The organism is Serratia sp. JKS296 (assembly GCF_900215445.1).
Taxonomy (GTDB): domain Bacteria; phylum Pseudomonadota; class Gammaproteobacteria; order Enterobacterales; family Enterobacteriaceae; genus Serratia; species Serratia marcescens.
This window is the reverse complement of sequence record NZ_OCMX01000001.1, coordinates 767,427-782,213: the sequence shown is the minus strand read 5'-3', so window position 1 is coordinate 782,213 and position 14,787 is coordinate 767,427. Positions and strand designations below refer to the sequence as shown.

Sequence of the window (14,787 nt, the reverse complement as noted above, 5' to 3'; positions counted from 1 at the left end):
CCTCGCGGCGGGTAAGAGGCTAACTTAACGTTGCTGGCGTTAGAGTAGGCCTCGGGTTGATGAATATCGACTCGGGGCTTTTCTCTTTGTACCTTTCACGCAGGCTCTAGATACAAAGATCCAGAGCACCCGCGCGCAGTATATTCATCCTCCCCGTTATCCCGGTTCCTTTTTACTGACTCCGTTTCATTTCTGCGCAAAATTGCGCAAAGGCGTTGCAACAGACTGAAAATCGCCGCGCGGATGGCGACAAATGAAATAAAAAAAAAGCGGCCCCCATACAATGGGAGCCGCTTTTTCAGCGAGGCGTGGTCTGGCGTCAGGCGTGTTTCTTGGCCGCCTGCAGGTACAGCATTTCCAGACCCAGGGTCGCCGCGGCCAGCGCGGTGATCTCGGACTGATCATAGGCCGGCGCCACTTCCACCACGTCCATGCCGACGATGTTCAGCGACTGCATGCCGCGCACCAGTTTCAGCGCGCGATCGGAGGTCAGGCCGCCGATCACCGGCGTGCCGGTGCCCGGTGCGAACGCCGGATCCAGGCAGTCGATGTCGAAGGTCAGGTACACCGGCATATCGCCGACGATGCCTTTGATCTGGGTCAGCAGGTCGTCCACGCTGCGATCGTTCACCTGCGCGGCGTCCAGTACGGTAAAGCCATTGTCGTGATCGAACTCGGTGCGAATGCCGATCTGCACCGAGTGGTGCGGATCGATCAGGCCTTCGTTCGGCGCATGATAGAACATGGTGCCGTGGTCGAACTTGCTGCCGTTGGCGTAGGTATCGGTATGGGCGTCGAAGTGCACCAGCGCCAGCTTGCCGAAATGCTTGGCGTGCGCGCGCAGCAGCGGCAGGGTGACGAAGTGGTCGCCGCCGAACGAGAGCATGCGCTTACCGGCCTTCAGCAGTTTCTCCGCGTGCGCCTGCAGCTTGTCGCTCATGTCCTGCGCATCGCCGAAGTTGAACACGATGTCGCCGCAGTCAACCACGTTCAGGCGATCGCGCAGATCGAAGCTCCACGGCCAACGGTTGCCTTCCCAGGCCAGGTTGGTGGACACCTGGCGTATGGCCGCCGGGCCATGACGGCCGCCGGCGCGACCGGAGGTCGCCATGTCAAACGGAATGCCGGTGATGACCCACTCTGCATCGCTGTCGTAAGGCATGAAGTTCAGCGGAAAGCGCAGGAAACCAAAGGCGTTGGACACTAATGAATTATCGGACTGATGGCCTAAGGTGCTCATAGTAAACCCTCGTAGTTCAACAAGTTGCCGGGCGCAGACGCCGGGCCGTTACAAAAAAAAATCCCTCCCGCGTCGTTAGCCCGACGAGAAAGGGATTTATTCGATGTGTGTTTCGGTGCTACCGATACGGCAGATTATGGCCGCATTTTATCCATGCTTCAAGAGGGCCGATATCGCCCCCCATGAAGAAGGCGGTTACTCGTCTTCCAGATACGTATAACCGTACAGACCGGCCTCAAACTCTTCCAGGAACTGCGCCTGCAGCTCGCTGTCCAGATCGGTTTCTTTGACCTGATCGCGGAATTTTGACAGCAGCGCGCTCGGATCGAGCTGCACATACTCCAGCATATCCGCCACGGTGTCGCCCTCGTCGGACAGCTCGGTCTCGACGCTGCCGTCCGGGAACACGTACACGTCAACCGAGGCGGTGTCGCCGAACAGGTTGTGCATGTTGCCGAGGATCTCCTGATACGCACCGACCATGAAGAAGCCCAGCGCCGGCGGGTTCTCCGGATCGTACGGCGGCATCGGCATGGTGGTCGCCACGCCGTCGCCGTCGACGTAATGGTCGATGGTGCCGTCGGAGTCGCAGGTGATATCGAGCAGCACAGCACGGCCTTCCGGCGGTTTATCCAGCCCTTCCAGCGGCAGCACCGGGAACAGCTGGTCGATACCCCAGGCATCCGGCATCGACTGGAACAGTGAGAAGTTGACGTAGAACTTGTCCGCCATGCGCTCTTGCAGCTCGTCGATGATCGGGCGGTGTGCGCGGTTGCTCGGATCGAGCTGCTGCTGGATCTTGTTGCAGATGTTCAGATACAGCTGCTCGGCCCAGGCGCGCTTGGTCAAGTCCAGCATGCCGTGCGCGTATTGGGTGTGCACATCGTGCAGATCCATCTGGCTGTCGTGCAGCCATTCGCGCAGCGAGCGGCGGTTCTCCGGCTCGTTCATTTCCAGCCAGGTTTCCCACATGCTTTCCAGCGCGCGCGGCGCGTCGGCTTCCGGCGGCTGCGGTTCGCTGAATTCGTTGCGCTCGACGCCGATCACGTTGGAGACCAGCACCGTGTGGTGCGCGGTCACGGCGCGGCCGGACTCGGTGATCACCGTCGGGTGCGGCAGGCCGTGTTCGTTACAGGCGTCGCCGATGCCCCAAATCACGTTGTTGGCATATTCGTTCAGGCCGTAGTTGACCGAGCAATCGGACTGCGAACGGGTGCCTTCGTAGTCGACGCCCAAGCCGCCGCCCACGTCGAAGCACTGAATGTTGACGCCCAGCTTGTGCAGCTCAACGTAGAAGCGCGCCGATTCGCGCACGCCGGTGGCGATGTCGCGAATGTTGGCCAGCTGCGAACCCAGGTGGAAGTGCAGCAGCTGCAAGCTGTCGAGGCGGCCCGCTTCACGCAGGGTTTCTACCAGCTTCAGCACCTGCACCGCCGCCAGACCGAACTTGGATTTTTCGCCGCCGCTCGACTGCCATTTGCCGGAGCCTTGCGATGCCAGACGCGCACGCACGCCCAGGCGCGGTATGACGTTCAGCCGTTCGGCCTCTTCCAGCACCAGGTTGATCTCGGACATTTTCTCGATCACCAGGTACACCTTGTGCCCCAGCTTTTCCCCGATCAACGCCAGGCGAATGTATTCACGATCTTTATAACCATTACAGACAATCACCGAGCGGGTCATGCCGGCATGCGCCAGCACCGCCATCAGCTCGGCCTTGGAGCCGGCTTCCAGCCCCAGCGGTTCGCCGGAATTCACCAGCGATTCAATCACGCGGCGGTGTTGGTTCACCTTGATCGGATACACCAGGAAATAACCGCCCTGGTAGCCGAAGGATTCACGCGCGCGTTTGAACGCGGCGTTGATCGAACGCAGGCGATGCTGAAGGATCTGCGGGAAGCAGAACAGCGCCGGCAGACGTTGGCCGTCTTTCTGGCGCGTTTTCACCAGTTCTGCCAGATCGACGCGCGCCTGCGGGACATCCGGATCCGGGCACACGCTGATATGGCCCAGCTCGTTGACGTCATAGTAATTGTTGCCCCAGTAGGCGACGTTATAAGTACGCAGCATCTTGCTGGCATTACGATCATTCATGGCAACCTCCTGCATGGAGCGCAAAGATAAAGACTCGCCCGCAACCGGCGGACGGTGAATCAACAGATCATCAGACATGGTTCGCCTCACATTCCCTACTGACGAAACCGTCAGCCACTATCGCAGCTACAACCCGCGAGAACAACCCAACAAGCCGCGCCGGCGGCAGCGAAGAGAACTGCCGTTCGCGGTCAGCGATCGGTTTATCACTCATATAATTGTAAGACACCCTGTTCAAACCTCGTGAATCGGGCCAAGAAACATCCCACAGGAAGGCTGCAGGCTACCCTTGTTCAGTTCTTCAGACGACCGTTAGCCGGCCCGAGAATCCTGAGTAGCGGCCAAGTGTTTATCGCACCTGGTAAGTGACAGAGAGACAAGACGGGAAATAGCAGAAGAATGTGCGCCAGAACGGCACTGCTGTTGAGAACCAACAACCGGTAGACAACGGATCATTAATCCAACCACCTCCACGCGCGCCGTTCGGAGTGAACGACCCAGCCTCTAAAATAGTGTAAGAACGTGACCGTTCGATGAAGCGGCGGCGCTTACGGCGAACGCCCGCGACGGATAATAGCGCAACGCCGGCGAATGCAAAGCGGAAGTTAATCGCACCTTCCACCACGCCAGACCGCCGTACTGTGCAGCAAATGAACCGCGCGCGCAGTTTATACCGGTAAGCAGGTGAAAAAGCAAAATGAAAATTCGCCGAAAACTGTTTCAAGCGATGAAAATGGCGCCAACCCGTTTGCGCAAAAGAGCGAAAGCGCAAAAAATTACTGGCAATCTGGCTAAACCCTGACCTAAAATAGACGTCCAGATGTTAATCCATCTATACTGGTTAACTGATAAACTGCTTAACGGCTTTGCCTGAGGGGCGTTGCAGGATGCATCTCGCGCCATCAGCGGAAGACCCTTCGCTTCGATGCCGGATCTCCAGCGCTGTGCAGTAATTTCTAACCCGTCTTATGCAAGGTAAAGAACACAATGGCTAAACACCTCTTCACGTCCGAATCCGTCTCCGAAGGACATCCCGATAAAATCGCCGATCAGATCTCCGATGCCGTCCTCGACGCCATCCTGGAACAAGATCCGAAGGCGCGCGTCGCCTGCGAAACCTACGTGAAAACCGGCATGGTCTTGGTCGGCGGTGAAATCACCACCAGCGCCTGGGTCGATATCGAAGAGATTACCCGCAAGACCGTGCGCGAGATCGGCTACGTTCATTCGGACATGGGCTTTGACGCCAACTCCTGTGCAGTATTGAGCGCTATCGGCAAGCAATCCCCGGATATCAATCAGGGCGTTGATCGTACCGATCCTCTCGAGCAGGGCGCCGGCGATCAGGGCTTGATGTTTGGCTACGCCACCAACGAAACCGACGTGCTGATGCCTGCACCTGTCACCTACGCGCACCGTCTGGTGCAGCGCCAGTCCGAAGTGCGTAAAAACGGCACCCTGCCGTGGCTGCGCCCGGATGCGAAGAGCCAGGTGACCTTCCAGTACGACGACGGCAAAATCGTCGGCATCGACGCCGTGGTGCTGTCCACCCAGCACTCTGAAGACATCTCGCTGAAAGATCTGCAAGAAGCGGTGATGGAAGAGATCATCAAGCCGGTACTGCCGGCGGAATGGCTGACGGCGGGCACCAAATACCACATTAACCCGACCGGCCGTTTCGTTATCGGCGGCCCGATGGGCGACTGCGGCCTGACCGGCCGTAAGATCATCGTCGACACCTACGGCGGCATGGCGCGCCACGGCGGCGGCGCCTTCTCCGGTAAGGATCCGTCCAAGGTTGACCGTTCCGCGGCTTACGCGGCGCGCTATGTGGCGAAAAACATCGTTGCCGCCGGCCTGGCCGATCGCTGCGAGATTCAGGTGTCTTACGCTATCGGCGTAGCGGAACCGACCTCCATCATGGTGGAAACCTTCGGTACCGAGAAAGTGCCAACCGAACAGCTGACGCTGCTGGTGCGCGAATTCTTCGATCTGCGCCCATACGGCCTGATCCAGATGATGGATCTGCTGCAGCCGATCTACCGCGAAACCGCCGCCTACGGCCACTTCGGCCGCGAACACTTCCCATGGGAAGCGACCGACAAAGCCGCACTGCTGCGCGATGCCGCCGGCCTGAAATAAGCCCCGACATCAACATGAAAACGGCGAGCCTGGGCTCGCCGTTTTTTTTGAGCAGATGGGTGCTCATGGATCAACGCATCAACTGCCGGCCGGCGGAGGCAAAGCCCCCGCCGCCGGGTTGTCTTACCGTTCGGATTCGTAAGCCAAAATGGCCGCAACCTCCGTAGTGCCCGATCGGATACGCAGTTCACACAGCGTGCTGCGGGTTATCCATGCCAGTGATATTACCGTGGCACAAATAACCACCAATTTTAACAGGCTCCGTTTGTTCGGCATCATGCCTTCTTCTCCTTGCCTCGCGGCGGGTAAGAGGCTAACTTAACGTTGTCACGCGTTAGAGTAGGCCTCGGGTTGATGGATATCGACTCGGGGCTTTTCTCTTTGTATCTTTCACGCAGGCTCCAGAGACAAAGATCCAGAGCACCCGCACGCAGTATATTCACCTCCCCCTCTCTTCCCGCGTTCCTTTTCACGTTAAATGTCTTTCTTGCGCAGCGACACGCAACGCCTTGCAAGGCGTTGAAAAAAGGCCCAGCAACGCTGGGCCCTTGATGGCGGAGAAAGCAAAGTAGGGATGAAGCTTACGACGTCTGCTTACGCAACAGATAAACGAAGTACGGCGCGCCGATAAAGGTCGCCAGTAACCCGGCGGGGATCTGATACGGAAACAGCAGCATCCGCCCGCACCAGTCGGCAAATACCATCAGCAAACCGCCCAACAGCGCGGCGATCACCATCTGCGGCAGCGCGCGGCGGAAGCCCAACATGCGCGCCATATGCGGCGCCATCAGCCCGACAAAGCTCAGCGGCCCCACGGTCAGGGTCGCCATGGCGGTCAGCGTGGCGGCCAGCAACAGAATGGTCAACCGCGCCGGCGTCAGCGCAATCCCCACCGAGCGGGCGGTGGCGCCGCCGAGCGGCAGAATGGTCAACCAACGGCGGCACAGCGGCGCCAATACCATCAGGCCGGCGGCCACCAGCGCGGTGCGCAGCGCCTGCACCGGCTCAACCGAATAGGTTGAACCGGAGAGCCAGGTCAGCAAGCCCCCCATACGCGGATCGCCGCTGGCCAACAGCAGGAAGATGACGGTGGTAAAGGCGGTGCTGAGCGCGATACCGGCGAGCAACATGCGCTCAGTCGAGAAACCGCCGCGGCCTGCGGCGATCATGATGATCAGCAGCGTCGCGGCCGCCCCCAAACTGCCGGCGGGCAGCAGCCAAACGAAGGCGTCGCCCGGCACCATAAACAGCATCATCACGACGCCAAAAGCGGCGCCGGAACTGATGCCCAACACTTCCGGGCTGGCCATCGGGTTGCCGGTCAGCTTCTGGATCAGCGTGCCGGCGACCGCCAGCATCATGCCCGCCGCCAGCGCCGACAGCGCCCGCGGCCAACGCCACGGCAGCAACGCGTCCAGCTCCGCACCCAGGCTCCAGTGCCAGCCGCCGGCGTTTTTGCCCAGCATCAGCGCCAGCGTCAGGCCGATCAATAGCACGACGCCGGCCAGCGCTGCCCAGCCAGGCAGATTCCCGCGTTCGGCAGGCACCTTGTCGCCAAGGTTCATCGGCGGCGGCGTAGCGGCGCTGCGCAAACGCGGCAGCAGCCACAACAGCAGCGGCGCGCCGAACAGTGCGGTGGCCGCACCGGTCGGGATCTCGCGCCACACCTGCGTCACCCCGAGCATCACCTGATCGGTCAGCCACAGCAGCAGCGCCCCCAGCAACGGCGCCAGCATCATGCGGTGCGCCAGGCGGCGCGCGCCCAGCATCTTCGCCATCAGCGGCGCAAACAGGCCGATAAAGCCGATAACGCCCACCGCACTCACCAGCATGGCGCTGAAGATAATGGCCACCCCCAGGGCGCAGAAGCGCGCCATCGACAGCCCCAGCCCCAGGTTGCGCGCCACGCCGTCGTCCAGCCCCAGCAGCGTCAGCGGGCGCAGCAACAGCGCCGCCAGCAGGCCTGCCACCAGCAAACGCGGCAGGAGGAACTGTACGGCGCTCCAATCCTGTTGGTTCAGCGCGCCGGTGCCCCACAGGAACATACCCTGCAGCTGATCGTAATGAAACAGCGCCAACAGGCTGTTGACCGCGCCGCAGTACAGCCCCAGCACCAGCCCGGCCAGAATCAGCGTGACCGGCGACATACGCTTGCCCCAGGCGACGCCGAACACCAGCCCGCCCACCACAATCGCGCCCACCATAGCGGCCAGCTGGCGGGTGAATTCCCCCCCCGGCAGCACCCACAGCGTGGCGATGGTCAGGCCGAGCTGCGCGCCGGCGGCCACGCCGAGCGTCGACGGTTCCGCCAACGGATTGCGCAACACCTGCTGGAACAGCACGCCGACCAACCCCAGGCCGGCACCGGCCAACAGCGACACCGTCAACCGCGGCAGCAGGCTGTAATGGAACAGCATTTGCCGCACGTCGTCGATGTCCGGCGCGCTGAGCGCCCGCGCCCATTGCGCCGGCGGCAGCTGCTGCGTCAGGTTGTATATCGTCAGGCCACCTGCCGCCGCCAGCAACAGCAGGATCAGCGTCAGCGGCAATTTCCGGATGCCCGCATTCATGACGCACTCTCCTGAGCCTGCGCCAACAGGCGGCAAAACCGCATCGTCGACAGCGTGGCGCCATAGAACCACACCGCCGGCACCTGCCGCAGCTGGTTTTGCCGCACGAAGGGCAATGACTGCCACAGCGGCGTCGCGCTGACCTTGTCCATCATCGCCTGATTGCCGTGATCGAGATAGATGACCCGGGCGTTACGCACCGTGGCCAACCGTTCAATCCCCACCACCGCCGTGCCCCAAAAGTCGGTTGGCTCCTGCCAGGCATTGCGGATGCCCAGTTGGTCCATCGCTTCCTGGAACAGGCTTTTCTGGCCGATGATCAACGCATGACGCGTGTCGATCAGTGAAAACAGCAGCAACGGTTGGCGGATGTAGCTTTGCAGGCGCTGACGCGCGTCCTGCATAAAACTGTCGAACTGCGCCAGGTGGTTTACCGCCCGGCTTTCTATGCCCAACCGCTGGCCCAGCGCCAGCAGCGACTGACGGGCGACGGTCAGCGGTTTGCCGCTGCCGTCGTTGAAGCCGAAGCTCATGGTTGGCGCGATGGGTTGGATTTTGCGCGGCGTCGGGCCATAGCCCTGCGACAGCAACACCAGCGAAGGCTGGAGCTGCTGCAGCAGTTCGAGGTTAGGTTCGGTGCGCTGGCCGACGTCGACCACCGTCGCCGGCAGCTTCGGCTCCGCCACCCACAGGTTGTAGTTATGCACATCGGCCACCGCCAGCGGCGTTACGCCCAATGCCAACAGCAGCTCGATCGGCAGCCATTCCAGCGCCGCAACGCGCGCGATATCCGGCGGCGTATCCGCCGCTCGCCCGGGCCACGATCCCAACAGCGGCGACAGCGCCAGCGCCATCAACAGACGGCGGCGCAGCGGATCGTGAGAAGAAGTGAATGCAGAGGACATCAGTAGACAAAACTCACCGGCGCGCCGCCGCTCGGGTGCGGCAACGTGCCCATAGGAATACCGTAAATTTGCTCCAGCACCGGCCCCTGCATCAGTTCCAGCGGGCCGCCCTGGGCGATCATTTCACCGCCGCGCAGCGCCACCAAATGGTCGCAGTAGCGCGCCGCCATGTTGATGTCGTGCAGCACGGCGATCACCGTGAGATCGCGTTCGCGGCTCAGGCGCTGGATCAGCGCCAGCACCTCGACCTGGTGCGCGATGTCCAGCGCCGAGGTCGGTTCGTCGAGCAGCAGGCAGCGGCTGTCCTGCGCCACCATCATCGCCAGCCAGGCGCGTTGGCGCTCGCCGCCGGACAGGCTGTCCACCAGGCGGTTGGCGAACGGCTTCAGCCCCACCAGTGAAATGGCCTCTTCCACCAATTGGCGATCGTTGGCGCCAAACCGCCCCAGCGCGCCATGCCACGGATAGCGCCCGACGGCCACCAGTTCGCGCACCGTCATGCCTTCCGCCGCCGGCAACTGCTGCGGCAGGTAGGCCACCTGGCGGGCGAAGGATTTGCTGTCCCACTGCGCCAACGGCTGCCGATTGAGCAGTACCTGGCCGCCGCTGGGCGCATGGTGCCGCCCGAGCAGTTTCAACAGGGTGGATTTACCGGAACCGTTATGGCCGATCAGGCCGCAGACGTTGCCTTGGGGAAAACTGAGCGACAGCGGTTGCAGCAGCACCCGGCCGGGGACGGCGAAACTGGCGTTATCCAGCGCGAAGGTCGCGCCGGGATTAAGAAGTTTGTCCTGCATAGATCCTGCTTTGTCCGGGGCGACGCGGCGCCGCCCCGGCTATCCGGTTAGAAACGGAAGGTTGCGGTGGCGACCACCTGGCGTTCTGCGCCCCAGTAGCAGGCGTAGTCGCGGTAGCAGCTCGACACGTAGGTCTTGTCGAACAGGTTATTGATGTTGACGCCCACGGACGAGCCCGGCAGGCCAAAGCGCGCCAGATCGTATTTAATGGTCGCGTCCACCAGCGTGTAGTCCGGCACCTTGAAGGTGGTGTTATCGCTGTTGAAGCTCGAGCTGGAGCCGACGTAACGCACGCCGGAACCCAGCGTCAGGCCGCTCACCGCCGTTTCGTGGAAGGTATAATCCGCCCACAGCGACGCCATATGTTTCGGCACCTCGACGGTCGGTTTGCCCTGATAGGTATTGTCCTTGGTGTACTTCGCATCGGTATAGGTATAGGAGGCGATCAGGTTGACGTTGGCATTCAATGCCGCCTTGGCTTCCAGCTCCACACCGCGCGAACGGATCTCGCCGCTCTGCACGCTGAACTGCGCGTTATCCGGATCCGGCGTCAGGTTGTTGTTCTTGGTCAGCTGGTACAGCGCGCCGGTCAGCACGATTGGGCGATCCTTCGGCACGTATTTCACACCGGCTTCATACTGCTTGCCGATCGAGGGCTTAAAGGTCTGGCCATTGATTGACGTATCGAGGGTCGGTTCAAACGACTCGCTGTAGCTGAAATACGGCGTCACGCCGTTGTCGAACAGGTAATTCAATCCGCCGCGCCAGGTAAACTGCCCATCGGAGCGTTCGTTGGTGTACCCGAGAACGCGGTTATTGGCCGACGTTTTCGCCCAGTCATAGCGCCCGCCCAGCGTCAACAGCCACTGGTTCCACTCCCCTTGCTCCTGCACATACAGGCCGGTTTGCTCCTGACGGTTCAAGTACTTGTATGGGAAGTTGATATTGACCACATCATTGCCATACTGCGGCTGGGTCATGCTCAGGCCGTCTGCGGAACCATAGTCGGAATTGATATCGTTGCGCATACGCGAATAATCTACGCCAAACAACAGCGTATGGTCGATATCGCCGGTTTTCACCTTCGCCTGTGCCTGAGTATCCACCGCAAAATTGTTCAGGTGTTCTTTCGACTGAACGTAAGCACGATTGATCGTCGTCGGTGATGACAAGCCGAATCCGTAAATGCTCTTCATATCGGTGTCCACCTGCATATAACGCAGGTTCTGGCGCACCGCCCAGGTATCGTTGAAGGCGTGTTCGAAGCTGTACCCGATCATCCGCTGCTTGCGCGCCATATAGTTGCTGGCTTCGCCTTCGTTGAAATCGGTCGGCAGTTTGCTGCCGTCCGGCAACGGGATCAGCGTGCCCTGCTTCGGCAACCAGCCGTAATAACCGGTATAGGGATCGTTTTGAATGTTGGCCAGCAGCGTGAAGTTGGTTTTGTCATCCGGGCGCCAGCTAAAGGACGGCGCGATCGCATAGCGCTTCTCTTTGCTCATGTTCTGCTGCGTATCGCTGTCTTTCGCCAGGCCGGTCAGGCGATAGGAATAAATGCCCTGATCGTCCAGCGCGTCGCTGAAATCGAAACCGGTCTGGAACAGGTTATCGGTACCCATTTTGAACTGGATTTCGCGCAGCGGCTCGGTGGTTGGCCGCTTGCTGACCATTGAGACCAAACCGCCCGGGTTGCTTTTACCGTACAGCACCGAAACCGGGCCGCGCAGCAGCTCGGCACGTTCGAGGAAATAAGGATCGATGGACGCTTCGCTGTAGTTGTCGCCCAGCAACCGCAGGCCATCCAGATACTGGGTGGTGTTGGTAGCCGGGAAGCCGCGGATTGCCACCGCATCATAGGTCGTGGAGCTGCCGCGGCTGGCGAATACGCCCGGCGCATAGGCCAGCGCGCCCTTCACCGTATCCGGCTGGCGCATGTCCATCTCTTCACGCGTCACCACGGAAACGGACTGCGGGTTCTTTTCGATCGGCGTATCGGTTTTGGTGCCGGTAGCGCTGCGTTTGGCGACATAGGTGCCGACCGGCCCCCAGGCGCTTTCCTGCTGGGCGGTATTGCTGCCGCCCACAACGGTAATCGTGTCTTCCTTGGCGGACGACTTGGCGTCGGCGGAAAATGCCGGCATCGCCAGCGTGCCCAGCGCCGCGGCGACGGTGATCGCTAACGCGCTGACGGGGAGGCGGCCCTGCTTGGCCGCGAATGATGGAAGACGCTTGGTCGGCATAGTTGATTTCTCTGATGAATAATTAAATGACGAATGTAAACGATAATAATTATTATAAGCGTCGCATTTTATGCAGAAGCCAAATTAAACTGCAAGCCGAATTCATAGGGCAAATAGGTTAAGGATTAGACGCTTAGCCTTGCGGTTAGCAGGGAAATAAAACGAGCAGAAAAATAAAAAAGCCCGCAACCAAGGTTACGGGCTTAATAACAAAGAAAAAACTTTCACCGGGGCCGACGCCCCGGTAGCGATTACTGGCCGAACATATCCTTGATCCAGCCGGCGACGCCATCGCCATCTTTTTGCTCACCCGCCGCCGGTTGTTGCTGTTGCTGTTGCTGCTGTTGCTGCACCGCCGCCTGGCTGGCCTGGCACAATCCCTGCGGATTGTCGGTCCAGACCGGGATGGTGCGCCAGCTGCCGCCGCCGCAGATAAAGTTGCCGGCAGAGTCGATGCTCATCTGGTTAATGCCTTCCGGCGGCTGCAGCATCAGCGGCAGCGGCGTCTGGTTTTCCAGATAGCGGCGATACAGGGTCAACGCGCCGTTGGCGCCGGTCAGCTTGGCCGGGCCGTTGTTATCGCGCCCGACCCAGGCGATCGCCACTTCCTTGCCGTCGATGCCGGCGAACCAGCTGTCGCGCAGATCGTTGGTGGTACCGGTTTTCGCCGCCAGGTTGTAGTTCGGGAACTTCACCGACAGCGAGCGGGAGGTCCCGCGCGCCACGCCCTGCTGCATCGCGTACAGCGTCAGGTAAGCGGCCTGCGCCGGCACCATGCGCTCCGCCTGTGGGAAGCTCTGGTACAGCACGGTGCCGTCTTCGGCGATCACCGAACGCACCGCCGACAGCGGCGCACGGTTACCGCCGCTGGCGATGGTCTGGTATTCCTGCGCCACTTCCATCGGCGTCAGGCCGATCGCCCCCAGCAGCATCGAAGGCACCGGATTGATCTCCGCTTTCGGGATCCCCAGGCGTTGCAGCGTGGCGCTGATCTGATCCAGCCCGACCGACAGGCCGAGGTTCACCGTCGGCACGTTCAGCGAGTTGGCCAACGCATCCACCAGCATCACCTGACCGCGGAATTTGCGATCGTAGTTGTTCGGCTGCCAGACGGCGCCGTTCGGCTGTTTCAGCGACAGCGGCGCATCCGCCAGCCAGGTGTTGAGGCGGTATTTGTCCGGCTCGGACAGCGCGGTCAGGTACGTCGGCGGTTTGGCCAGCGAGCCGACCAGGCGTCGCGCCTGCATGGCGCGGTTGAAACCGGCGAACTGCGGGTTGGCGCCGCCGACCATGGCGCGCACTTCACCGCTGAAGCGATCGACGATCACCATCGCCGCTTCCAGATCCTGAAGGTGACGCGCGGCGCGCAGCGCCGGGATGCCGTCTTCAACCGCTTTTTCCGCCGCGTCTTGCGACACCGGATCCAGCGTGGTGAAGATCTTCACGCCGGACAGGTCATTGACCTTATCGCCCAGCCTGGTTTGCAGTTCCTGACGCACCATCTGCATAAACGCCGGCTGTGGCGTAATGACGCCGCCTTTCGGCTGTACGCCCAGCGGACGCGCGCTCAGCATGTCATACAGCTCGCCGTCGATCACCCCCTGGTTCTGCAGCAGTTTGAGCACCAGATTGCGGCGTTCCAGCGCCAGTTTCGGGTTACGCCACGGGTTATACAGCGACGCGCCCTTGACCATGCCGACCAGCAACGCCTGTTGATCGAGGCTCAGCTCATCCACCGGGCGGCCGAAGTAATACAGGCTGGCCAGCGGGAAACCGCGGATCTGGTCGCTGCCGCTCTGGCCGAGGTACACCTCGTTCAGATACAGCTCCAGGATGCGGTCTTTGCTGTAACGGTAATCCACCAACAGCGCCATATAGGCTTCGTTGGCCTTACGCCACAGCGAACGTTCGTTGGTCAGGAACAGGTTCTTCACCAGCTGCTGCGTCAGGGTACTGCCGCCCTGCACCGCACGGCCGGCGGTCAGGTTGGCCAGCACCGCGCGGCCGATGGAGTATGGGCTGATGCCGTCATGCTCGTAGAAGTGGCGGTCTTCCGTGGCGATCAGCGTGTCCACCAACAGATCCGGGAAACCGGAACGCGGCACGAACAGGCGCTGTTCACCGTTCGGCGACTGCAGCATGGTGATAAGACGCGGATCGAGGCGGAAGAAGCCGAAGCTGCGGCCGCTGTCCAGGTTTTCGATCTTCGCCAAACGGTTGTTCTGGAAATCGAGGCGGGCGCGGATCTGCCCTTCTTTACCGTCCGGGAAGTCGAACGGGCGACGCAGCATCTCGATGCTGTTGGCCTGTACGGTAAACTCGCCCGGACGCGTCATGCGGCTGACCTGGCGATACTGCATGCCTTCCAGCAGGTTGACCATCTCCTTCTTGCTGTACGGCATGCCCGGTTCCAGGTTGACCATGCGGCCGTACACCGCCGCCGGCAGCTGCCAGACTTTGCCGTCGATGCGGCTGCGGATCTGCGAGTCCAGGTAGACGCCATAGATCGCCAACAAGACGGCGAGCACCAGGATCAGTTTGATAATCAGGCCGAGCCAGCGGCGTTTTTTACGCGGCGGAGTCGCTTTTACCTTACGCGGCATGCGTTCCTCCTCCTCTTCATACTCATCATCGTCATACTCGTCTTCTTCGTAATCGTCATAATCGTCGTCTCGGCGACGGCGCGGCGGCTTGCGCGACGCGGTGCTTTTTGGTTGTTTTCCTTTGCGCCCGATGGGCTCGCGGTCATCCCCAGCCATGGCTGTTGTTCTCCGAGCTTGCCGACACTGCCGGCCATGA

Annotated in this window: 9 protein-coding genes; 1 reads left to right on the top strand and 8 read right to left on the bottom strand. The window is 61.0% G+C overall.

Going from position 1 to position 14,787, the window contains the following annotated elements; translation table 11 throughout:
• Positions 1-319: 319 nt before the first annotated feature.
• Together speB and speA are read right to left on the bottom strand one after the other, a co-directional pair.
• A complete protein-coding gene (gene speB, locus CRO23_RS03710; RefSeq protein ID WP_004937606.1) occupies positions 320-1,240 on the bottom strand; it encodes an agmatinase in 921 nt (306 codons plus the stop codon).
• Positions 1,241-1,435: 195 nt separating this feature from the next.
• Entirely contained in the window at positions 1,436-3,412 is a 1,977-nt protein-coding gene (speA, locus tag CRO23_RS03705; protein WP_028127388.1) for a biosynthetic arginine decarboxylase, read from the bottom strand.
• Between the two features lie 909 nt (positions 3,413-4,321).
• Here speA and metK point away from each other — a divergent pair.
• Complete coding sequence (metK, locus tag CRO23_RS03700; protein WP_016926681.1) at positions 4,322-5,476, top strand: methionine adenosyltransferase; 1,155 nt, start codon at positions 4,322-4,324, stop codon at positions 5,474-5,476.
• A gap of 123 nt (positions 5,477-5,599) precedes the next feature.
• Here metK and CRO23_RS03695 read toward each other — a convergent pair whose 3' ends face one another.
• The 6 genes from CRO23_RS03695 to mrcB form a co-directional block, all read right to left on the bottom strand.
• Positions 5,600-5,752 (bottom strand): Hok/Gef family protein, encoded by a 153-nt coding sequence (locus tag CRO23_RS03695; protein ID WP_004937610.1) that lies wholly within the window; start codon positions 5,750-5,752, stop codon positions 5,600-5,602.
• A gap of 305 nt (positions 5,753-6,057) precedes the next feature.
• Complete coding sequence (fhuB, locus tag CRO23_RS03690) at positions 6,058-8,046, bottom strand: Fe(3+)-hydroxamate ABC transporter permease FhuB (protein ID WP_097101402.1); 1,989 nt, start codon at positions 8,044-8,046, stop codon at positions 6,058-6,060.
• On the bottom strand, positions 8,043-8,951 hold the full coding sequence (fhuD, locus tag CRO23_RS03685) for a Fe(3+)-hydroxamate ABC transporter substrate-binding protein FhuD (protein WP_097101400.1): 909 nt from the start codon (positions 8,949-8,951) through the stop codon (positions 8,043-8,045). Before fhuD ends, fhuB begins: the two co-directional genes overlap by 4 nt.
• On the bottom strand, positions 8,951-9,748 hold the full coding sequence (fhuC, locus tag CRO23_RS03680; RefSeq protein ID WP_016930054.1) for a Fe3+-hydroxamate ABC transporter ATP-binding protein FhuC: 798 nt from the start codon (positions 9,746-9,748) through the stop codon (positions 8,951-8,953). The genes fhuD and fhuC overlap by 1 nt, the downstream gene beginning before the upstream one ends.
• Before the next feature lie 47 nt (positions 9,749-9,795).
• On the bottom strand, positions 9,796-11,988 hold the full coding sequence (gene fhuA, locus CRO23_RS03675) for a ferrichrome porin FhuA (RefSeq protein ID WP_097101398.1): 2,193 nt from the start codon (positions 11,986-11,988) through the stop codon (positions 9,796-9,798).
• Positions 11,989-12,239: 251 nt separating this feature from the next.
• The gene (gene mrcB / locus CRO23_RS03670; RefSeq protein WP_079451764.1) at positions 12,240-14,747 is read right to left on the bottom strand and encodes a bifunctional glycosyl transferase/transpeptidase; all 2,508 of its coding nucleotides are present in this window, start codon (positions 14,745-14,747) and stop codon (positions 12,240-12,242) included.
• Positions 14,748-14,787: the final 40 nt, after the last annotated feature.

Excerpts from the sequence above, each read along its gene's own strand:
- speB (WP_004937606.1), bottom strand. The coding sequence starts at position 1,240 with ATGAGCACCTTAGGCCATCAGTCCGATAATTCATTAGTGTCCAACGCC.
- speA (WP_028127388.1), bottom strand. The coding sequence starts at position 3,412 with ATGTCTGATGATCTGTTGATTCACCGTCCGCCGGTTGCGGGCGAGTCT.
- metK (WP_016926681.1), top strand. The coding sequence starts at position 4,322 with ATGGCTAAACACCTCTTCACGTCCGAATCCGTCTCCGAAGGACATCCC.
- CRO23_RS03695 (WP_004937610.1), bottom strand. The coding sequence starts at position 5,752 with ATGCCGAACAAACGGAGCCTGTTAAAATTGGTGGTTATTTGTGCCACG.
- fhuB (WP_097101402.1), bottom strand. The coding sequence starts at position 8,046 with ATGAATGCGGGCATCCGGAAATTGCCGCTGACGCTGATCCTGCTGTTG.
- fhuD (WP_097101400.1), bottom strand. The coding sequence starts at position 8,951 with ATGTCCTCTGCATTCACTTCTTCTCACGATCCGCTGCGCCGCCGTCTG.
- fhuC (WP_016930054.1), bottom strand. The coding sequence starts at position 9,748 with ATGCAGGACAAACTTCTTAATCCCGGCGCGACCTTCGCGCTGGATAAC.
- fhuA (WP_097101398.1), bottom strand. The coding sequence starts at position 11,988 with ATGCCGACCAAGCGTCTTCCATCATTCGCGGCCAAGCAGGGCCGCCTC.
- mrcB (WP_079451764.1), bottom strand. The coding sequence starts at position 14,747 with ATGGCTGGGGATGACCGCGAGCCCATCGGGCGCAAAGGAAAACAACCA.